Raw genomic sequence first — 21,237 nt, forward strand, 5'->3', positions numbered from 1 at the left:
CGATGGGTCTTCGCAACGGTGCCGGGGCACGTTTTCCGCAAGAAAACGTCATGATTTGCTCTGTTTGTGGGTATATCCAGTCCGACACGGAACGGGTGTGTCGGCGCTGTGGTCACATCGCTCCAACGCGGAATAAACCTGCTTCTTTGGCACGTATGGAAAGCAACCTGCCACCGACGAATACCGAAGTGCCGGGCGCTGGCGGCCCCTTCCCACGCGAAGTGCAGTCCGCCGGTACCGTTCCGGCCTGGCGCGCCGAGTTGAGTGCGCGGGTGCGGCAGGTCAAGGCGCGGCGGATGATGGAATCCGAACTCGAAGCGGCCCGCCGTGAGCAGCGCGGCAGCGCCGGACGGATTGCAGCCCCCGGCGCGTCCGCCACAACAGCTTCCGCGCAGGCCGCGGACGATCAGGCCGCAGAGATGACCGGGGCCGTCCCGTCGCCGGGCGCAGATACTCCGGCGGAATCCCTGCCGCTGGATGACCTGGAAGCCATCGAAAATCCCCTCGTGCGGGGCGCCCTGCGGCGCGTCCGCCGGGCGGCAGAATCACCGCGCCCACCCGCCAGCTTTCCGCCCCGGCGGGCAAGCAGCCTGACGCCGGAAGTTCTGACGGTCACAGCCACAGCCGTGACCACCACGGCACCAGCGGCCGAAGTCCCGCCGTATCTGGACATCAGCGAAATCGCCAGTGAACTCGATGCCGCGCTGGGCGACTTTGACCTGCCCACCGAACCGCCGGCCACGGAAACGAAACCTCCAGACACACCCGCTGCGGCCCCGGAATCAACGCCATTGCCTACGGCAGCGGCAGCTCCGAAACGACACCTGCGGCGCATCCGTCCGCTTGTGCGCGAACGGGTTTTAGCTGGCATCATGGATAGCGCCGTCGTGGCACTCTCGTGCCTGCCGCTGCTGTTCGTGGTTGTCCTGACGGGAACACCCCTGTTTCATCCGGGCGTGGCTGTGGTTGTCGCCTGCGCGGCGGCGCTTCTGGCGGGCATGTACCTGTTCGGCACCGTGACGGTCGCCGGGCAGACTTTCGGCATGATGTATATGGGCCTGCGCGTGGTGAGTATCTACGAAGACCACGACCTCAATCCCGTCCAGGCGCTGCTCCGTACCCTTGGCTGCGGGCTGTCCCTGCTGCCGCTCGGCGCGGGTTTTCTGTGGGTTCTCATTGACCGTGACCAGCGCGGTTGGCATGAATACCTCTCGGCGACGCAAGTCGTGCGCGAGTGGTACGTCGAGACACTTCCCGAAGCGTGACACGTGGGAGTGAAAACGGGCCGGGGTGGCGGAATGGTAGACGCAACGGACTTAAAATCCGTTGCTCCGCAAGGGGCGTGCGGGTTCGACTCCCGCCCTCGGCACTCCCAGCAAAGGTCCCAGCAAAGGTTCGGTGCGCAGTTTCATGCCCTGGCCGCCGGCGGCCATTTCCGCTGAAACCCTGTCTCCTGCTGCGCGGGCGGCGCTGTACGTCCCGGCCAAAGTGTACGAACTGGGCGTGCGGCTGCGCATGGCGCTCTACGAGACGGCTTACCTCAAGCCCAGGCAGCTCAGCAAGCCGGTCATTGCTGTTGGCAACATCACGGTTGGCGGAACGGGCAAAACACCGCTGGTCGAATACATTGCCCGTTATCTCACCGACGAAGGCCATGAAACCGTCATCCTGACACGCGGCTACGGGCGTACGGCGACGGACCGGACGCGGGTGATACTCAACGACGGACAACCTCTGCCGGACTGGTCGCTGGCGGGCGACGAGCCGCTGATGCTGGCGCGCCGGTTGCCTGATGTCAAAATCATTGTGGGCGCTGACCGCTACGCCAACGGCCGCTTTGCCGAAACAACCTACGGTTGTGATGTGTTTGTCCTCGATGATGCGTTTCAGCACCTTCAGCTTGCGCGCGACCTGAACATTCTCGTCCTGGACGCCACTGACCCCTTCGGCAACGGGGACCTGCTCCCTTTCGGCCGCCTGCGTGAACCGCTTTATGCCCTTCGACGAGCTGATGCCATTGTGGTCACACGGACAGACCGCACCTTTGACCAGGAACACCTGTTGAGCGTGCTGGCGGCATGTGAAGTCACGGCTCCGGTGTTTTTTGCCTACCACGACATTGTGGGTGTCCACGAACTGGGAACGCGCCGGGCGCAGGCGCAGCGCAGCCTCATCGGGACGCCGCTGGGCGTGTTTTCGGCGCTGGGCAATCCGACCATCTTTGAAGACGACCTGGCCAACCTGGGGGCCAATCTCGTTTTCAAAAAGCAATTTCCCGACCATCACCGCTACACGGCCGCCGACATCGCCGCCCTTGTCGCCGATGCCAAAGCTGCTGGCGCACAGCGGCTGGTGACGACCGAAAAGGATGCCGTCAAGGTCGAAGGCTTCGACTTTGGTGGTCTGCCGGTCTCGGTCGTCGAAATCAAGACCATGTTCGACGAAGAAGTGGGGTTGAAAAGTTTGCTGCTGCGAACGATTGTGAAAAAGAAGGGCAGGTTGGGTCGCCACGCAGGCAGTGCAGGCGGGAACAGTCGGTGATACTGTGTTTATATCTTGGCGTTTTCAGGAGTCAGGGCCGTGACAAAAGCATTCAAAATCATCGTGGAAAAGCACTCCGACGGCTATGTTGCCTACCCCCTTGGTCTAAAAGGTGTGGTGGTTGGTCAGGGAGATACCTATGAAGAAGCACTTGCCGATGTGAAATCGGCGATCAGCTTCCATATTCAGACATTCGGGCCGGATGTTATTGAAGGTGAAGAAGCCATCCTGGAAGCGTTTATTGCAGAGACAAGCGTAGGGGTCTGATGCCCAGGTTCCCAGTTGATGCGCCTGTTGAGCGAGTCATCAAGGCGCTGGAAATCCTGGGCTTTCGCCTACTCCGAGAAGGCAACCACATCGCGATGGCGCGCGAAAACCCGGACGGGACGCGAACGCCTTTGACAATCCCTAATCATCTTAAGATCAAGGGGTCAACGTTGCGGACAATTCTCACTCAATCCAGCATACCCAGAGAAGACTTCTTGAGAGCCTACGATGCTACATAATAGGGGGCGGCCCAACCTGCGCTGCAACCAACCGCCCTTCGCGCTGGCCTCCGCTGTGCTTCGGCTTTCTGCGCTTCGGGCGGCGGCTGAGCGCGAACGTTCTACCGCAAGTAGTTCCGTATCTTCTGCCAGTCGCCGTCCGCGCCCTTCGCTGGCGCGTTGCACACTGGCGGCGACCACGGATGCACGTCACTATGTTTGTTATTCGCGCCACTTTACGGCGTATCTTCGAGGTGCCGGCCTCTATCGGGGAACTGTGTGAATTCTTCGCCGACCCACGCAGTTTCGCCCGCCACATGCCGATCATCGAGCACATCACCCCAGTGGCCGACAGTGATGATGTCACCCGCTGGCGCTTCTGCGTCCGGGTGCCCATCGTGGCGCCCATCACGTGGGAGTTCGTTATGTACCGGCGCATCCGGGCGGAAACCGGGGAGATTGCCTACTCGGCCGCCGAAGATTCACCCGACTTCTTCCAGTGCGACGTTCACGTGCGCCCCAACCCCAATGGCGCTACGGATGCCGATGTGCGCCTGCACATGCGCGTCTGGCGGCCGCGCGCGCGGGACATCCATCCGCTAGCCGGCATCGTTGGCGAACAGTGGATTTCGCGGGTCGTCACCGACCGGATGGACAGAATGGCCACGGCCTTTGTCACCAGCGGACTGCGTGAAATCCAGTCCCGCGCTGCGGCCGCCCACACCACATCCCTATCGGTAACTCCCCTGCCCGATGCCGGTGCAACGTCTGAAGATCAGCCCTTGTCGCCACTAGTGGCGGCGACATTTGCCACAGCGCCGCACGCAACGCATGTCAACGGGTACGGTGAAGTCCCTCCCCCACTTGACCCGGAGCCGGTTCCAGCGTCCGCTGACCAACCTCAGCCGATGACGCCCAGCGTGCTGGAAACAACGTCGGCGTCCGACGATGCAACCTCTGAAGCAGAAGCCGTTGGCGTCACGGAAGGCTTGTCATCGAAGCGTACGGAGAGCAGTCTGGAGACCCCCGGCTCCGGCATGGTCACACCATAAATCGAGTCGGCGGCTTCCATGGTTCGCTTGTTGTGCGTGACCACGAGAAACTGCGTGTGCTGACTCATCGCCCGTACCTTTTCGGTGAAGCGGTCTATGTTGGCTTCGTCGAGCGGCGCATCCACTTCATCCAGCACACAGAACGGACTGGGCCGGTAGCGGAAAATGGCCAGAATCAGCGCCATGGCCGCCATGGCCTTTTCGCCCCCGGAAAGCAGCAGCACCGACTGCAACCGCTTGCCCGGCGGCTGGGCGACAATCTCGATACCGGACTCCAGCGGGTCATCCGGCTCGATGAGCAGCATTTCGCCCCGGCCGCCTCCGAACAGTTCCTGGAAAATTTCCCCGAAATAGGCATTGATGCGGTCAAAAGCCTCGCGGAAGCGATGCTTCGTGCGCTGGCGGATTTCCCTGAGTGTCTCTTCCGTTGCCGCTATCGAATCCAGAACATCCGCCCGCTGCGCCGTCAGAAATTCGTGGCGGCTTTCGGCTTCAGCCAGTTCTTCCAGCGCCAGCATGTTGATGGAGCCAAGGGCCGCAATGGACTCCTTGAGTGTCGCTATCCGTTCTGACAGTTCCCGTTCCAGTGGCTCCGGGTCCGATGTCGGGACCTCGGCCGGTGGCAGCGCGTCCAGCGTGCAGCCCAACTCGGTCTGGCAGTGGCGGTCGAGATACTCCAGTTCAGCCGCGATTTTGGCGGCACTGACTTCAACCGTCGCCAGCCGTTCCCGAAGGTCACGTTCCACGGCCTGGGCCGCCTGCTGTTCACCGTCGAGACGTTCCAGTTCCCGGCGGCTGGCGGCTAAATTGGCTTCGGCAGACGCTACCTGCTTCAGGGCTGCGGCAACGGCCGCTTCCGCTGCCACTTCCTGGCTCAGGCACGCGGCAAGCTGCTGCTGACAGTCACTGCGGCGCGTCTGAAGTGTGGCGCGCTCAACAGCCAGGTGCGCCAGGCGTTGTTCCAGTTCGCGCCATTCCCGTTCGAGCCGCCGCAGTTCCCCTTCGGCGGCGCGGTGACGTTCCAGCCGGCCGGCCGCCTGGGTACGCAACTCGGCCAACGCCTGCGCGGCCGTCTCAACCGCCGGACGAAGCTGCGCCAGGCGTTGCTGCCCGGCCAGCACAGCCTGTTCGGCGGTTTCCCGCTGGGCAATGGCTGCGGCGAGTTCGGTTTCCAGGGCGGTGCGCCGGGGCGCAAGCTGTCCGGCTTCAGCGTCGAGCTGGCGCTGCTCGGCGGCCACGACAGCGACGTGCTGGTTGGCCCGCTCCACGTCCCGGCGGCGCTGGGCAACCTCCACGGCCTGGGCGGCCCGGTGGGCTTCAAGCTGGCGCAGTTCGGCATCCAAGGCGTCGCACTGCTGCCGCGCCGCCGCCTGCCGGGTCGCCAGTTGCGCCTGTTCCTGCTCCAGTGTTGCCAGGGTTTCAGCGGCGGCCCGTGCCTCGGCGTGCAGGGCGCGCAGTTCACGTTTGACACGCAGAATGCTCTTGGCCGTTCCCCGTCCGGCCGTCAGCCGCAGCGCACCCAAAACCTGCTCGCCGGCCGGAGTGATGAACAGCCGCGCCGGGTCATCGGCGGATGCTTCCAGAGCCGCCTCCAGCGACGGTACCAGCCGGGCTTCAGCCAGATGTGGGAAAGACTGCTGTACGGCGGCCGCAAGGTGCTCCGGTACACCCAGCACATCCCAGAAATGCGTCGGCGGTGATTCCGGTCTGACGGCGGCGGTGCCGGCTCCATCGGCGCCGCCCTGAATGCCCGTTACGAGCAGGGTGGCGCGTCCGGCCTGGGCAGCGGTCAACCAGTCGGCGGCCGCCCGCGCTGCGGCTACCGTTGGCACGACGACCGCCTGCAAAACTTCGCCCAGCACATCTTCCACGAGGCCTTCGTAGCCATCCCGCACCACGAGAACGTCAGCCAGCGTGCCAAGCGGCTGGAAACCAGGAATCTCCGCGGCCCGCTCAAAGAGCAGCCGCACCGTGGATGTGTAGTGGGCATGCTGCCGGTCGAGTTCCTCCAGTGCCTGCCGGCGGTCTTCGGCGCGCTGGTGCGCCCGCCGGACTTCAGCCAGCCGGTCGGTCAGTGCCCGGTGGGCGGTCTGCACTTCAGCAAGTGTTGTCTGCGCCGCCGTCAATTCGGTCTGAACGGCGGCCAGCCGTTGCTCGTGATCGTGCAAAGCGGCCTCCGCCGCGGCGCATTCGGCCAGTGCCTGGGCCTGCCGTTCGGCCGCGCGGCGCTGTTCATGTTCCAGCGATTGCCGCTGCCGCGCCAGCCGGGTGGCTGCCTCGGTAAGCTGTTCAACCTGGTGCCGGAGTCGTTCGGCGCGGGTCAGGGCCGTCAAATGCTGCTGGCGGGCTTGTTCATAGTCCGTTTCGGCAGTGTGTACCTCGGCGACGGCCGCCTGATGCTTCCGGTTGGCCTGGGACAGTTCGGCCTCGATGGCCGCCAGTTCCGCAGCCAGTTGCGCCGTCTGTGTCTGCGCCTGTGCCAAAGCGCCCTGCAACCAGCGTTGGCGTTCGGCCGTCTGCTCGCTGGCGGTGGCCAACTCGGCCGCCCGCTCATCGAGACGCAGCACCTCGGTCTCCAGGCTGGCTCTGGTGTGTCGCAAGCGGTCACGTTCGCGTTCGGTAGCCGACGCTGCCGAACGCGCGGCGGCAAGGTCATCTTCGGCCTGCCGGGTCGCTTCACGTGCGGCGGTCAGGGCCACGGTCAAGCGGGACAGTTCAGACCGGCACTGCGCATGCTCAGCCGCCAGTGCGGCCTGGGTTTCCGCCAGAGATGCCCGGCTGGACTGCAGGCGCGCGTAAGCCAGTGCCAGATATTGCCGCTGGGCCGCCCGGAGTTCTTCCCGCAGGGCGACGAACCGGCGTGATTTCTGTGCCTGACGCTTGAGATTGGCGATGGAGCGCTCAATTTCGCCGATGAGATCGTTGAGCCGGGCCAGGTTCTGACGGGCGGCTTCGAGCTTGAGTTCGGTCTGGTGGCGTTTGGCTTTGAAACGTCCGATGCCGGCGGCTTCTTCGATGAGCGCCCGGCGTTCCTGGGGCTTTGCGGAAAGCACCTGTCCGATGCGTCCCTGCTCGATAATGGCGTAGTGCGCCCGACTCAGTCCCGTGCCGCTGAAAAAATCCTGGATGTCACGCAGCCGGCAGAGGCGGCCGTTCATCAGGTAGTCGCTGTCCCCGCTTCGGTACAGCCGGCGTCCGATGGTGATTTTCTCCCCGGCGAGCAGGCGTGGCAGCCGGGGACGCCGCCGGGCCGCAGCCGCCGGAGGATCGGCTGCCGTGGCTTCTTCCTGCGCTGACTCGTTGGCGGCCAGCAGGGCGACGGTCGGCTCGTCAGCTTCCGCCAGCGGACGCCCCTCGGCAAGGTCCTCCACGGCGGTGAAGGTCAGCGTGACTTCCGCCAGGCCCAGCGGCTTCCGCTGCCGGGTTCCGTTGAAGATGACATCCTCCATTTTGCCGCCGCGCAGATTTTTGGCCGACTGTTCCCCCAGCACCCAGGTGATGGCATCCACGATGTTGCTTTTGCCGCAGCCGTTCGGACCCACAATGGCCGTGACGCCAGGATGGAACAGGACTTCGGTGGCGTCGCAAAAGCTTTTGAAACCACGGAGTTCGAGTTTGTCGAGACGAAGCATGGCGGGTTCAGACCGGGCGCCGGTGGAGGCCGTTCGCGCCGCAAAGCGCAAGATGTGCGCTTTCAAGCGATGCCAGACACTAAAGGTTGCGGCCACGGGCTGTCAATTGTTGACCTGCCGGGGCGCTCCCGCCAGCGCCGCCCCGAACGGTGAACAGCTTGGCGTGCGCCGGCACTCTGGGTTACAATCGCCAGCCACGGGCCGCTATGGTGTAACCGGTTAACACGCCGCCCTCTCACGGCGGAGAGTACGGGTTCGAGCCCCGTTAGCGGTACCACCCCGACCGCCTTTTCATCCCATCCTGTCAGGTTGGCTTTCCCGCACATGGCCTTGCTCGTCGTCGAAGGGCTGCGGACGCACTTCCCTACCCGCGCGGGTGTCGTCCCGGCCGTGGATGACGTGTCGTTGACCATTGAACGGGGCGAAACGCTGGCGCTGGTCGGCGAGTCGGGTTCGGGAAAGTCCGTGACGGCACTTTCGATCATGGGTCTGGTGTCGCCGCCCGGACGCATCGTTGCCGGCCGTATCAGCTTTGCCGGACGTGAGTTGCGTACGCCGGCCGAAGCTGCCGCGCTGCGCGGTTCGCACATGGCGATGATTTTTCAGGACCCGATGACCTCGCTCAACCCGGTCTTTACCGTCGGGGAACAGATCGCGGAAGCTCTCCGCCGCCACAAGGGGCTTTCGTCCCGTCAGGCCTGGCAGCAGGCGGTGGAGGCGCTGGCGTCAGTGGCCATTCCCGATCCGGCACGGCGCGCCCGCCAGTATCCCCACGAAATGTCCGGCGGCATGCGCCAGCGCGTCATGATTGCCATGGCGCTCAGTTGCAACCCGCAGTTGCTCATCGCCGATGAACCAACCACGGCGCTCGATGTGACGATTCAGGCGCAGATTCTGGAACTCATCGCCGTCCAGCAGCGGGAGCGCAACCTGGGCGTGCTGCTCATCACGCACGACCTGGGCGTGGTGGCGCAGGTGGCCCACCGGGCCGCCGTGATGTACGCCGGGCGCATTGTCGAGACCGCACCGGTCGAAATCCTGTTTTCACGTCCGCAACACCCGTACACGCAGGGACTTCTGGCAAGTGTGCCGCGTCTGGGGCGGCAGGAAGCGCGCCTGCCGACCATTGAAGGCGTCGTGCCCAAACTGACGGCCCTGCCGCCCGGCTGCGCCTTTGCCCCGCGCTGCCCGGAAGCCCGGCCGGAGTGTCGGCAGGGCGAGCTGGCCCTGAAAGTCCTCGACGCGCAACAGGGCCACGCCGTCCGCTGCGTCCGACGCTAAAGCCTTTGCCATCAGGTTGCCGCCAGCAGCCGGAGTTGCTTTGGCGTGAGAAACCACCGCAGCGTCGCCTTGCCGCCGCCCAGCCCGAAGCGCCCGTCCACGCGGCAGAGAGCGCCTTTTTTGAAGTCCAGGCGGTCGGCATCGAGGCTTCCCCAGACCAGAAAGGCCACCAGCCGGCTCAGGTCAGGCTCATGCCCGACCAGCAGGACGCTGCTGCCGCGTTCCAGACGCAGCAGCGCCTGGATGACCCGTTCCGGCGCGGCACCCAGGGCGAGTTCCGGGACTTCCCGCAGGCAATGGGGCTTTTTGAGGACTTCCGCCACGATGTCTGCCGTCTGGCGCGCGCGTGCCAACGGACTTGTCCAGATGGCGTCGAAGTCGAGTTCCAGCCGGCGCATGGCCTGGGCCGCGGCCCGTGTGTTGGCGCGGCCTTCCGCCGTCAGCGTCCGTTCGGCATCCGTGCGCGAGCCATCAGCGCCCACGTCATGGGCAATGGCGTGGCGCATCAGGTACAGTTCCATGGCAAGTCACCTCTTTTCCTGAGCAAAGCATCGGCCGGCGGGAGCGCCAGGCAATGACCACCGAAACCAACCTACCATCCCCGGCTTCCGCGCCGCGTGTGGCATTTCAGGGCGAACCGGGTGCGTACAGTGAAATGGCCGCGGCCCGGTTCGGGCTTCCACAGCCCTACCCGACCTTTGCCCGGGTGTGCGCCGCCCTGCTCGCACGGGAGGTCGAGTTGGGCGTCCTGCCGACGGAAAACGTCATTGCCGGCCCCGTTCCTGAAGTGCAACAGCTTCTCGCCACCCAGCCGCTGGTCGTGGTCACGACGCTGTGGCTCCCCATCGAACACTGTCTGCTGGGGCTGCCGGACGCCACGCTGGCCACGGCAACCCACGTCCTGTCACACTGGCAGGCGCTGCGGCAGTGCCGCCGCTTTCTGGCCCGGCATCCGCACCTGCGCGCCACAACCGTCCACGACACCGCCGGCGCAGCGCGGCTGGTGCGGCAACAGGCGCGGCCCAACCTGCTGGCGATTGCCTCGCGCCAGGCCGCCCGGCACTACGGGTTACAGGTTGTGGCCGCGCAGATTGCCGACCGCCCGGACAACGCCACCCACTTCGTTCTGTGCCGCGCTGCGGCAGGCACTCCATAACAGCCGGGCAGGCCGTCTCCGACGGCGGCGCACTCAGATTGCCTCTCCGTTCCGGGACGGGGATGGCAGCGCCACACGGAATCCGAACACCGTGATGTCATCCCGTTGGGCTTCAGCCCCCATGTGGGCCGCCAGCTCGGCTTCGAGCCGGACACACTGCTCGGCCGGCAGCAGCCCGGACACGCTGACCAGCACTTCCAGCAGGCGGCGCGCCCCGAACTTCTTTCCCCGGTCATTTGACTGGTCGGCAAAGCCGTCCGTGGTGAGATACAGCATCATGCCGGGCATCAGCGTCACCTGCTGCTGGGTGAAGCGCCGGGGGCTGCGTTCACGGCTGCTGCCGCCGACCGTCGCCCGGTCGCCTTTGAGTTCGGTCAGTACGCCGTCGGCCACAAGGTAGAGCGGTCGGCGCGCCCCGGCAAAAGTCAACCGCCCCGTTTCCCGCTGCAGGGTACAGACGGCCGCATCCATTCCGTCGAGAAGCGTCTGGCGTTCGCCCTGCTTGAGCAGGCGCTGAATTCCGTGATGAAGCTGGTGCAGAATCTCGGCCGGCTGCCGTACGCCCTGGTCAGCCACGATTTTCCCAAGCAGGTCACTCCCAATCGTGGACATAAACGCTCCCGGCACACCGTGACCGGTACAGTCGGCCACGACCAGCACCACTTCCCCATCCTGCTGGTGCAGCCAGTAAAAATCGCCCGATACGATGTCCTTTGGCTTCCACAGGACGAAATGCTCGCCCAGTGCCGCCGTCAGTGTCTCGGCCGAAGGCAGCATCGCCTGCTGAATTGCCCGGGCATAGCTCAGGCTTTCCAGCATCTCATGCCGCTGGGTTTCGATTTCCAGGTTGCGCGCAGCAAGTTCCTCGTTCTTGCGCGTCACTTCCTGCGTTCGTTCGGCAACCTTCTCCTCCAGCCACCGGGTACGCGCCACCAACTGCCGCAGCCGCCAGCGCACGCCGCCGTACAGCGCCAGCCCGCCCAGCGTGACAAACCCGATCCAGGCCGGCCACGTCTGCCACCACGGCGGCCGTATCTCCAGCGTCAGCAATGGCTTTCCAGTCCCCCACACGCCGTCGTGATTGGCCGCCATCACCCAAAACCGATACTGCCCCGGCGGGAGATTCGTGTAACTCACCTCCCGGCGCTCTCCCATGTCGCGCCACTCACGGTCGAAGCCTTCCAGCCGACACCGGTAGCGATTGTCTTCCGGGACGTGAAAATCCAGCCCGGCGTAACCAAGGTCAAGGGCATTCCGGTCATGCGGCAGCCTGAGCGCCATACCTTCCCACGCCGGCTGCGCCACGCCGCTGACCCGCACCTCCGTCAACACCACCGGCGGCGGGACCGGGTTGTTCACCAGATTGGACGGATGAAACACGTTGAGACCATTCGTGCCACCAAAAAACAGTTCCCCACGGGCATTGCGAAAGGCTGAAACGCGGTTGAATTCCGGCCCCTGAAGCCCATCGGCCACGGTGTAGGACCGGAAGCGCATCCTGACCGGGTCGAAGTGCACGATGCCGGCGTCGCTGCTGAGCCAGAAGGTTCCATCCGCGTCGGGAAACATCGCATAGCAGTTGTTGTGTGGCAGACCGTCCCGTTCCGTGATGTGGGTGAAGGTTTCCCGCGCGGCATCGAAGCGGCACAGCCCGGCCCCTTTCGTCACCATCCACAGCGTTCCCTCCCGGCCCTCGGCAAAGTGCGTGACATAAGGCATGCCATATTCCGGTCGTGTGTCCACGCGATACTCCCGGTACGACTGGTGCACCGGGTCGTAGCGCAGGGCGCGATAGGCCAAGCCAATCCACATCTGTCCATCCCGTGGCGAGACATGGATGGTCTGAACATCAATCCGTCGTACGGACGAGGCCTGCTGCACATCAGGCGTGTGGTCCCGGCATTGCCGTCGGTCGGGTGAGATTTCGTACAGGCCTTCTGCGCCGCCGACCCAGAGGGCGCCCCGGGCGTCTTCATATATGACCTGTACCCACACCTTGCCCGGCAGCGCCAGCAGGCTCTGGAAGCTTCCCCGCACCCGGTCCAGCCGCTGAAGACCGACAGTTGTTCCCACCCACAGGTCGCCCCGCCGGTCTTCATACACGGCCCAGACCTCATCTGAACGCAATCCCCGGGGATCGGCAGGGCGGGCGCGGTATCGCGTCACACGGCTGGTCTGCCGGTCAAGGCAGTTAAGGCCGCCGTGCTGGGTCGCCACCCAGACGTTCCCCTGCCGGTCTTCAAAGATGCCCCGGATGTAGTCATTCGACAGGGAGTTTTCGTCAAAAGGGTGATGCCGATAGAGTTCAAACCGGTTGCGGGTCGGGCAGAAGCAGAACAGTCCGGCAACGGCATCGCCAAACCACAGCACGCCGGCACGGTCGCGCAACACGCAGTGCAACTTGGACGTGACCAAAGCGCCCGGGCGTTTCGGATTGGGCGCAAACGTCTGACAGGTGCGGCGGTGGAGATCGAGTTGCTGAAGCAGGCCGCCGGGTCTGCCCAACCAGACGGTCTGGTCTTCCCACAGGAGCACTGCCGCCCTGGATTGTCCCACAGCCACTTCCGTCGGCAGGGCATCCAGTGCCCTGCCCATCGTATCCAGTTGCATTACGCAACGTTCCCGGACCGGGTCGAACAGTGCCAGGGCGGAATCCCCCACGGCCAGGCGCAGCCAGCCCTCCGGCGTCATTCCATGGATTCGCCATCCTCCACCCTCCACGCCATCCTTTGAAACCAGCGCCGGAAACACCACCCTTGCCTCCCCGGCTGCCGGATCGAACCGCAGCACTCCACCCGCGCCGGAAAGCCAAAGTTGCCCCTCCCGATCTTCAAAGGTCTGATACACACCGCGGCCGGGTATGTTCAAATCGCAGCGGCGGAAGTCTTCCCGCTGGCGGTCCAGTCGCCACAAGCCACCTTCGGCGCACACCCACAGGATGCCCTGCCGGTCTTCATAAAAACTGTGGATTCGCTCGTACCGCGACTGGCTCGCGTAGCCAACAAAGGTATCGGTGTGGCGGTCGTAACGGCAAAAACCGAACTTGCTTAGGGCGACCCAGAGCGTGCCGTCGCGGGTTTCATACAGTTGATGAACAAAGTTGCCCGGCAGGGAGCCGGGTTGGTCGGGCTGATGGCGATACACCCTGAAGGTCCGCCCGTCGTAACGATTCAGTCCGTCTTCGGTGCCAATCCAGAGAAAGCCACGCTGGTCCTGCCAGAGGCAATGAATCGCATCACTGGACAGCCCTTGTTCACGGGTGAACCGCTCGAAGACGGTCGTCGCCGGACGTGGGTCGCCCAAGGCAGACAGAAGCGCCATCTGCCAGCCCATCAGGAGCACAAGACTACGGAGCCACCACCATCGCATGGGAAATACGTCGACACCCCGTTGCCTGTCCCGGACAGGGTGCACACGGAAATGCCTTGCAAGAGCGTCAGCTTACACACGCCGGGGGCACGAGTGTAACCACCGCCACACAACCGGGCAGCACTTTTTCATAGCCCTGGGCTGATGTCTATCCAGCCGTGCCCGGGTCAGCCGGGCATCTCGCTGAGGGCGGCAGCAAAGAGCGGAATGAGCAGCTCGTGATGCCCCGTCAGGGCAATGCCGCGGCCGCGGCTGCCGGCCACCGGACGGCGTACGACGTTGGTCAGCGGGCGATAGTGCTGGATGAAATCAAAGTTGACCGTCGTGAAGTCGGTCAACGGATAGCCCAAGTTGCGCACCGTCGTCACAGCCTTGAGAAACACTTCCGGCAGGATGACGGCCGAACCGAAGTTCAGGTACACGCCGCCGTCATGCAGTTCCCGCACGAGGCTGCACAGCAGGCGGAAGTCGTGGTGCGTGGCCGCGCCGATGTGCGCCCCGACGGCCGTAGGGTGAATGTGCGTGATGTCCGTGCCGATGGCGACGTGTACCGTAACCGGGATGCGCCGCCGGTATGCCTGGACGAGCACCGACTGGTCAGCATAGGGCGGCTGTGCCGCTTCCAGCCAGCGGCCAAGTGCCTCGCCCAGCCCGATGCCATCCGCTGCGGCGGCTGTGCAGGCGGCATTGATGCCCCGCCCGGTTTCCTCCGCGCCACCAAAAGCGCCGCGCCCCAGGGTGGCATCCACGTCTTCCGAAGTCGCCCCGACGAGCGCAATTTCAAAGTCGTGAATGGCGCTTGACCCGTTGCCGGCAAGGGCCGTAATGAAACCCCGCGCCATGAGGTCAATCAGGATGGGGCCCAGCCCACACTTGATGACGTGGCCGCCGAAACCGGCAATCACCGCGCGCCCCCGGCTCCGGGCAGACCGCACGGCCGTAACGGCGGCGCGCAGTTCATTGACGGCAAGCAGGTTGGGCAGGGAAGCGAAAAAGGTCTGGAGACTCGCCCCCGGCGGACATGGACGGGACAGATCACGCGCCGAAACCTTGCTCGGACGTTCCGCCAGCGGATAAGTGTTCAGTCCCGTGAACTCCAGCGGCGGCGTGGCATAGCAACTTTTCGGCGGCAGATCATCCACGACAACGCACCTCAACTCCCGGCAGGGGCCGCCTGCAACAGCTCACCGCGTGGCAGGAAAATGCGGAAGGTTGTCCCTTTGCCGACTTCGCTTTCGACGGTGATGAACCCTTTGTTCTGGGCAATGATGCCTTCAACCACGGACAGGCCCAGCCCCGTGCCCTTACCGACGGGTTTGGTCGTGAAAAACGGCTCGAAGATGCGCTGGCGCACCTCCTCGCTCATCCCCGTGCCGGTATCGGACACGGCCAGCATGACGTAGGGGTGCATCTGCATGGTTTCGTCGCGGACGGCCTTCCGCCGGAACATTGCCCGGCTGCGCGTTTCCGGCCGGGCCTCATGCCAGACATTGAGTGTCATCAGCGTGAGCGTACCGCCCTTGGGCATGGCATCCCGCGCATTGACGGCCAGGTTTGTCAGCACCTGCTCCAGTTGTTGCCGGTCAGCCACCACGATGCCCAAATCCGGCGACAGGTCGGTGACGAGGGTGATGTGCGGCTCCAGCAGCGGGCGCAGCATACGGACGGCATCGAGTACCAGATCATTGAGATTGAGGGGTGCAAGCTGCTGCGGCTGTTTGCGCCCGAAGGCCAGCAACTGCCCGGTCAGGACGGAAGCCCGCGAAACGGCCGTCAGAATGTCCCTAGCGTAGCGGTGGAGCAGATCAGGCGAGGAACGCTCGACCGAAGTCGGCGCAAGGCGGCGTTCGAGCAGACCGGCGTACCCGGCAACAACCGTCAACAGGTTGTTGAACTCGTGGGCAATCCCGGCGGCCAATTGTCCCGCGGCTTCCATTTTCTGGGCATGCCGCACCTGTTCTTCCAGCAGGCGCTGCTGGGTGATGTCCTCGATCATGCCCAGCAGGTACTGTGGCTGCTCCTCACCGTTGCGCAGGGCCACGACCGTCAGCCGTCCCCATACCACCTGACCATGTTTGGTAAGGTAGCGTCTTTCCGTCTGAAAACTGGACAGCTTGGCGTCTTCGACCAGCCGGCGGGCCAGGCGCATGGACTCTTCAGTGTCTTCAGGCGGAATGAAATCCGTATGCGGCCGTCCGACGATCTCTTCCGGCGCGTAGCCCAGCCACTCACAAACCGCACGATTGGCACGCAAAATCTGTCCGGTCAGCGACACCAGGACGATGCCCAGTGGGGCGGCATCGAAAATCCGGCGGAAACGTTCCTCACTTTCGCGCAGGGCGCGTTCGGACAGCCGCCGCTCGGTCAGGTCCCGCCCAATCCCCTGAAAGGCCACCGGCGTGCCGTTTTCCAGCACGAGCCAAGTGATCATCTCCAGGGTAATCCGGCGGCCGTCGCGGGCCAGCAGGGTTGCCTCATAGCGAACCGTTGTTTCCGTGCCATCGAGCAGGGGTTTGATGGCCGCCAGTGCAACCGGGCGGCTTTCCGGCAGGAGGAGGTCCACCACATTGATGGAACGCGCCTCGTCCCGCCGATACCCGAACAGCTTTTCCGCTGCCGGATTGATGTCCAGAACGTGACCCTGCAGGTCATGGCAGTAAATGACATCCTGGGCGCTGTCAAACAGGGTGCGATAGCGCGCCTCGCTTTCGCGCAGGGCTTTTTCCATCTGCCGGCGCTTGGTCACGTCCCGCGCCGTGCCGTGGATGCCTACCGGTACGCCGTGCTCATAAAACAGCCGGGAGCTGATTTCGAGCGTAACGCGCTGTCCGTTTTTGGCAATGACATCGAGTTCGTACTGTGTCGTTTCCGTCTTCCCGGCGAGTTTGTCGGCAATGGCTTGCAGCGCCCGCGCCCGGTGCTCCGGCGTAACGATGTGGGTCAGCGTCAGGTGCCTGGTATCCGCCGGGGTGTAGCCCAAAACCCGCTCGACCTTGCGGTTGATGGAGAGAAAACGGCCCTCGAAGTCGTGGACATAGACGATGTCGTTGGCATTCTCGAACAGGTCACGGTAGCGCGCTTCGCTTTCACGCAACGCCTGCTCGATGCGCTTGCGGTTGGTGATGTCGCGCAAGATACCCTGGATGGCGACTGGCCGGCCATCCCGAAACAGAAGCCGGGAGTTGACTTCAAGCGTCACCCGCCGCCCATCCTTGGCGATGAAATCCGCCTCGTAGTGCAACTCGACGTTCCCGCCTTCAACTTTGTCACGCAGCGCCCGGCGTACCCGTTCGCGGTGCTCAGGAACGACGAGGTGTGAAAACTCCCGCACCGACATCGCCTGAATTTCCTCGGCGCTGTAGCCCAGAATGCGCTCGCCGGCCGGACTCCAGGCCAGACGGCGGCCATCGAGTCCCAGTACGAGGATGATGTCGGAAGCGCCGTCAAAGATTTCCCGGTAACGCAGTTCGCTTTCGCGCAGGGACTGAATCGTCCGGCCGGCTTCCTGCAGCGCCGCTTCGAGTTGGGCGATGCGCTGCTGTGCTGCCGCCAAGGACGTGTCCCCGGCTGGCAGCGGCTCACACTGACCTTCAAAACCGGTTGCCGTCCCAGCTTCGTCCATCATTGGCTTATGCGCGCTCTTCCACCGTGGTCAGACGGTCGCCGGCGTAAAAGCCATAGCGCCCCGCAATCTGCTCGTAGCCCGGTTTTGGGCTTGGATACACCCAGGCCACCTGCGGCGTCATGTGGGTGCCATCATCAAAGTTCACCCAGTTGCACGTGCCTTTGTAGCCGCACGTATAGGTGTTGGCCGTCACTTTGAGCACGTCCTGATTGACGGCTGCCGGCGCAAAATACCAGTTGCCTTCAAAGGCAAGCACCTGGTTGGGATCATCCGTTGTGGCAAGCACAGTTCCCGTCGCGCGTTCCTTGATTGTCACCCGCATATTTTGACACCACTGACTGAACCTACGGTTTCGGGAACGGCCGTCTGCCGGCCGCAAAACATCGTGATAGTAACACTTGAAGGCGTTCTGGCGCTGGTTGCGTTCCGCATCATAGCGCGATTTGCCGCTCATGCCAGCACGGGCAGTCCGAACATCTGGCAGCAGCGGCTACCCTCGTGGCAACGTTTGGCGTACAGTTACGCCCACTCACGAACCGGCCACAACGGTCACTGGCAGTCTGGAGGTTGCGCTGCACGATGACGGACCCGGCTTCAACGTCACCCCCCGCACCGGTCGTTTTTCGCCAGACCTTTCTTTTTGTCGGGCTGTGGTATGGGTTGGCTGTGGTGCTCACGCTGATTCTGGTTGTTCTGGGTGGCATTGTGGAAGCCCTCATCTGGACGCGCCTGGCTCCGGCTGTTCCCTTTCTCACGATTGGCCTCTGCCTGGTGCCCTTTGGCGTGGCGCTGTGGAAACATGCCCACCAGTGGGCTGAAACCTACACGCTGACACCGGACAAAATCGAAATCAGCACCGGGATTTTCTCCAAAACGGTACGCAACATCCCCCTCTCCAAAGTGCAGGACGTGACCGTGGAGCAGACGCTGCTGCAACGCCTGTTCGGGTTGGGCCATGTGATTGTGGACAGCGCCGCCGCGACAGGAAACATCACCCTGCGGCATATTCATCAACCACGCGCCGTGGCAGATCAGATTCTCCAGCGCGCCGGAGTCCAACACCCATGACGCAAATATGGCGCTCCCGGCAAAGAGAACGTCTGTGGTGGTGCGTGGTGTGGGGCTGGCTGCTTCTGAGCAGCGCCACGGCGCTTTCCGGGCCGGCGGCCCCAGGGCAGCGCGTCATGCGCGACGAAACCGCCGGACGGCCGTTTCCCACCCGCGAGTTGGGCATCCGCCAGAGCTTTTCGCCAAACGCGCCGTGGCCGGCCGACATTGCAGCCGCTGATGAGCGTGCTCTGGCACGGGAATTTGGCGTGACCTGGCTGCACCGCGGCCGGCGGGAGGGCATCAGCTTTGTGATGTACCGGTGTCCGAACCAGGGGCGCGCCTTGGGACTGGCCAGGCTGATTGGCGGCGAGGCCCTGGGCGACACCGTGCTGACGCTCGCCGCCGGTGACGACACAGAAAAACGCGCTGCCGTCCGGTCTTTTCTGCGGGACAAACTCACGGCCTGGCAGGCGACGCTTCCGCCGGAAGAAACCGATCCACGTCCGGTCGTGCTACGCAAGCTCCCCACCCAGGCCCTCCGGCCCGACACGGAGCACTATGTGGTTGGGGCATTGGGACTGGGACGCGCCACCTGGTTGCCGGCCCCGGCTCTGCTGACGCCGCCGGGCAGCGCCTTTGCCTGGGCCGACTACACGCCCGCCGCGCCCTTTGACCACTTTCTGATCGCTGAATATCCCACGCCGCAGGATGCCACGGCCGCCATGGAAGCCGCCCGGCGGCTGGCTTCGGCCACCTGTCTGGTGGCACGCCGGGGCAATTTCATTGTGATTGCCGACGGCATCCGCGACCTGCTCCGCGCGCAGGCGGCGGTGGAGCGCGTTGAGTACGACTATGTTGTACGCTGGCTGGGAGCCCCCCCACCCCGTTTCGGTACGCCAGCCCGCACACCGCAACAGGACATTCGCAACGTCGGCCAGCTTCTCGTCAGCGTTGCTTCCTTTGTCGTCCTGGCCGGGTTTGGCATGGTGGTGCTTGGCACAGTGGCCGGCGGGGCATTCTTCTACTGGCGCCGACAGCGGGCCGGCGATGGCTTCATTGCGGCCGACACGATGCTGCGGCTCGATCTTCACGAAAGCCGGACGCTGCCCGACGCCGGGAGGGCGTCCGTCAAGCGGTTGACCGATTGACCACCCAACCAGAGTTTGTATTTGCCACCGAAAAGTTCTGCCGCCATCTCGATGAGCTTGCCGCACGGGAACGGCGTGAAACTGCCCCGCTCCAACTGGCGGTCCTGGCCACGATGCGCGAGTTTGCCAGCCGGGCCCGGTTTATCCGGCTGGGCGGTATCCGGCATCACGCCTATGAGTACGGCCCGGTGGACGGCCCTGCCGTGATGCTTCTGCACGGCTGGGACTGTTCTTCCTACTGGTTCTATCGGCTTGCCCCCGCGCTTGGGCAGCACGGCTTCCGGGTCATTGCCTTCGACTTTCGCGGCCATGGCTTTTCCGACGCCGATCCACAGGATGACTACACCCTGCCCACCCTGGCGCAGGATACACTCCGCCTGGCTGACCTGCTGGGCATCCAACGCTTTCACCTGGTGTCGTTTTCGCTCGGTTCGGCCGTGGCGCTGCTGGTCGGCAGGCTGGCGCCGGAGCGCGTCGGACGCCAGGTGGTGATGAACTTTGGACTCTTTGACTACAGCGCGCTGCGGGCGCAGCTTTTGCCTCCCATTCTCAAGACGATCTTCGACACCCTTCGGCGCATCCCTTCAAAAACCCTGGTGTATCGCTACGTTTCCCTGACGCTTGCGCAACGGGAAGTTACGTGGTTCGACGTTGAAATGGGATTCACCAGCCTGGTGTACTGCAACTCGCAGGCCGCCTTTTTGGCCGTTACCGACCTGGTCCGCCAGGAACGGGTGGCACAGGTGCAACAAGCCACCGGACAGGCGCATCCGACGCTGGTCATCACGGGCGAATTTGATCCCGTCGTTCCCTTTGCCGACAGCTTACGGCTGGCCCAGACCATCCCGGTGGCCCGCCTGCACATTCTGCTGCGCACCGGACACCTGGTGCTGTTTGAGCGGCCGGACGACATTGAACGGCTGACCGCCGAGTGGCTGGCGGCTGACTGAGGCACCGTTGGCGCGGAGCCTACCGGCGCGGAGCCTACCCATGAGAGACGATCTGCGTGGCATCATCGCCCTGACGGCACTGACCTTCCACGAAGCGCGCCAGCGCAAGGTGCTGCTGCTGGCCTTTCTTCTGGGTCTTCTGTTTCTGGGGCTGTTTGCGTGGGGCACCCGCGCCACGGCCCGGCAGGCGGACGACCTGCCGCTGGCCATCGCCCGCATGCAGTTGAATTTTCTGACGCTGGCCGGGCTGTACGTCGTCAACTTCCTCGTTGCTGTCACCGCTGTGGCGCTGCCGGTGGACACGCTGTCGGGCGACATGGCTTCGGGCATCATCCACACCCTGCTGACGAAGCCGTTGCACCGTGCGGCGATTGTCATCGGCAAGTGGCTGGGCTTTCTGGCGCTGCTGACGCTCTACTTCAGCTTTATGGCCGGGGGTGTCCTGGGGGCGACGTGGCTGCTGGCTGGGTACGTCCCGCCCGGCGTCTCTGCCGCCTTTCCTCTGATGTGGCTGGGAGCCGTCGTGCTGCTGACGATGACCATTGCCGGCGGCACACGGCTTTCGACGCTGGCCAACGGCGTCGTCATTTTCGGGCTGTACGGCATTGCCTTCATTGGCGGCTGGATGGAACGCATCGGGACAGCGCTGGGAAATGCCACGGCGCGGAATCTGGGCATTGTCTCAAGCCTGCTCGTGCCGACCGAAGTGATGTGGCAATACGCAGCAACTTTCATGCAGCCCGCCCTGCTGCGGCAGGCGGGACTGACGCCCTTTTCGGCAGCTTCCACACCGTCGCCGCTGATGGTGGTCTGGGCCATAGGCTGCATTGCCGTCAATCTGGCGCTGGCCATGTGGTGGTTTGCCCGGCGCGACCTGTGACCGATTTGCTGTGTCCGGCAGCGGGACGTATGGTGGAAGAAAGGCTTGATCTTTCCCCGTGGAGTTTT

16 protein-coding genes and 2 tRNA genes are annotated in these 21,237 nt (G+C 64.1%); 12 read left to right on the forward strand and 6 right to left on the reverse strand.

Annotated features, from left to right (window positions below):
- The first annotated feature begins 155 nt into the window (after positions 1-155).
- The 5 genes from J8C01_RS10580 to J8C01_RS10600 all read left to right on the forward strand — a co-directional run bounded on the left by J8C01_RS10580 (position 156) and on the right by J8C01_RS10600 (position 3,047).
- On the forward strand, positions 156-1,265 hold the full coding sequence (locus J8C01_RS10580; protein WP_014100614.1) for an RDD family protein: 1,110 nt from the start codon (positions 156-158) through the stop codon (positions 1,263-1,265).
- A gap of 19 nt (positions 1,266-1,284) precedes the next feature.
- Positions 1,285-1,369 (forward strand) — tRNA-Leu (locus tag J8C01_RS10585).
- A gap of 41 nt (positions 1,370-1,410) precedes the next feature.
- Positions 1,411-2,541 (forward strand): tetraacyldisaccharide 4'-kinase, encoded by a 1,131-nt coding sequence (gene lpxK, locus J8C01_RS10590; protein WP_211431894.1) that lies wholly within the window; start codon positions 1,411-1,413, stop codon positions 2,539-2,541.
- Positions 2,542-2,580: 39 nt separating this feature from the next.
- Complete coding sequence (locus J8C01_RS10595; RefSeq protein ID WP_014100616.1) at positions 2,581-2,808, forward strand: type II toxin-antitoxin system HicB family antitoxin; 228 nt, start codon at positions 2,581-2,583, stop codon at positions 2,806-2,808.
- Positions 2,808-3,047 (forward strand): type II toxin-antitoxin system HicA family toxin, encoded by a 240-nt coding sequence (locus J8C01_RS10600; protein WP_211431895.1) that lies wholly within the window; start codon positions 2,808-2,810, stop codon positions 3,045-3,047. Before J8C01_RS10595 ends, J8C01_RS10600 begins: the two co-directional genes overlap by 1 nt.
- A gap of 880 nt (positions 3,048-3,927) precedes the next feature.
- On the opposite strand, the gene smc is transcribed toward J8C01_RS10600, so the two are convergent.
- Positions 3,928-7,710, reverse strand: coding sequence for a chromosome segregation protein SMC (smc, locus tag J8C01_RS10605; protein ID WP_211431896.1), 3,783 nt, complete (start codon positions 7,708-7,710; stop codon positions 3,928-3,930).
- Positions 7,711-7,910: 200 nt separating this feature from the next.
- Here smc and J8C01_RS10610 point away from each other — a divergent pair.
- Both J8C01_RS10610 and J8C01_RS10615 read left to right on the forward strand, forming a co-directional pair.
- A tRNA-Glu gene (locus J8C01_RS10610) sits at positions 7,911-7,987 on the forward strand.
- A gap of 47 nt (positions 7,988-8,034) precedes the next feature.
- A complete protein-coding gene (locus tag J8C01_RS10615) occupies positions 8,035-8,991 on the forward strand; it encodes an ABC transporter ATP-binding protein (RefSeq protein ID WP_014100621.1) in 957 nt (318 codons plus the stop codon).
- Positions 8,992-9,002: 11 nt separating this feature from the next.
- Here the strand turns inward: J8C01_RS10615 and sixA are convergent, their stop codons facing one another.
- Positions 9,003-9,512: a phosphohistidine phosphatase SixA gene (gene sixA, locus J8C01_RS10620; RefSeq protein ID WP_014100622.1), complete on the reverse strand. Its 510-nt coding sequence runs from the start codon at positions 9,510-9,512 to the stop codon at positions 9,003-9,005.
- Between the two features lie 53 nt (positions 9,513-9,565).
- On the opposite strand from sixA, the gene J8C01_RS10625 reads away from it, so the two are divergent.
- Positions 9,566-10,147, forward strand: coding sequence for a prephenate dehydratase domain-containing protein (locus J8C01_RS10625; protein ID WP_211431897.1), 582 nt, complete (start codon positions 9,566-9,568; stop codon positions 10,145-10,147).
- Positions 10,148-10,180: 33 nt separating this feature from the next.
- On the opposite strand, the gene J8C01_RS10630 is transcribed toward J8C01_RS10625, so the two are convergent.
- The 4 genes from J8C01_RS10630 to J8C01_RS10645 form a co-directional block, all read right to left on the reverse strand.
- Positions 10,181-13,516 (reverse strand): two-component regulator propeller domain-containing protein, encoded by a 3,336-nt coding sequence (locus tag J8C01_RS10630; protein WP_211431898.1) that lies wholly within the window; start codon positions 13,514-13,516, stop codon positions 10,181-10,183.
- A 167-nt stretch (positions 13,517-13,683) separates the two neighbouring features.
- The gene (locus J8C01_RS10635) at positions 13,684-14,658 is read right to left on the reverse strand and encodes a GSU2086 family protein (RefSeq protein WP_014100626.1); all 975 of its coding nucleotides are present in this window, start codon (positions 14,656-14,658) and stop codon (positions 13,684-13,686) included.
- A gap of 11 nt (positions 14,659-14,669) precedes the next feature.
- Positions 14,670-17,141, reverse strand: coding sequence for a PAS domain-containing protein (locus tag J8C01_RS10640; protein ID WP_211431899.1), 2,472 nt, complete (start codon positions 17,139-17,141; stop codon positions 14,670-14,672).
- A gap of 4 nt (positions 17,142-17,145) precedes the next feature.
- The gene (locus tag J8C01_RS10645; RefSeq protein ID WP_211431900.1) at positions 17,146-17,463 is read right to left on the reverse strand and encodes a DUF427 domain-containing protein; all 318 of its coding nucleotides are present in this window, start codon (positions 17,461-17,463) and stop codon (positions 17,146-17,148) included.
- A gap of 257 nt (positions 17,464-17,720) precedes the next feature.
- Here J8C01_RS10645 and J8C01_RS10650 point away from each other — a divergent pair, with 257 nt between their 5' ends.
- The 4 genes from J8C01_RS10650 to J8C01_RS10665 are packed head-to-tail and all read left to right on the forward strand — an operon-like array spanning position 17,721 to position 21,169.
- Positions 17,721-18,209 (forward strand): PH domain-containing protein, encoded by a 489-nt coding sequence (locus J8C01_RS10650; RefSeq protein WP_014100629.1) that lies wholly within the window; start codon positions 17,721-17,723, stop codon positions 18,207-18,209.
- Positions 18,206-19,339: a hypothetical protein gene (locus J8C01_RS10655; protein ID WP_211431901.1), complete on the forward strand. Its 1,134-nt coding sequence runs from the start codon at positions 18,206-18,208 to the stop codon at positions 19,337-19,339. The genes J8C01_RS10650 and J8C01_RS10655 overlap by 4 nt, the downstream gene beginning before the upstream one ends.
- Positions 19,336-20,289, forward strand: a complete 954-nt coding sequence (locus tag J8C01_RS10660; protein WP_211431902.1) for an alpha/beta fold hydrolase — start codon at positions 19,336-19,338, stop codon at positions 20,287-20,289. The genes J8C01_RS10655 and J8C01_RS10660 overlap by 4 nt, the downstream gene beginning before the upstream one ends.
- 40 nt (positions 20,290-20,329) lie before the next feature.
- Complete coding sequence (locus J8C01_RS10665; RefSeq protein ID WP_211431903.1) at positions 20,330-21,169, forward strand: ABC transporter permease; 840 nt, start codon at positions 20,330-20,332, stop codon at positions 21,167-21,169.
- Positions 21,170-21,237 lie beyond the last annotated feature (68 nt).

This window comes from Chloracidobacterium sp. D (assembly GCF_018304685.1).
GTDB classification, from domain to species: domain Bacteria; phylum Acidobacteriota; class Blastocatellia; order Chloracidobacteriales; family Chloracidobacteriaceae; genus Chloracidobacterium; species Chloracidobacterium thermophilum.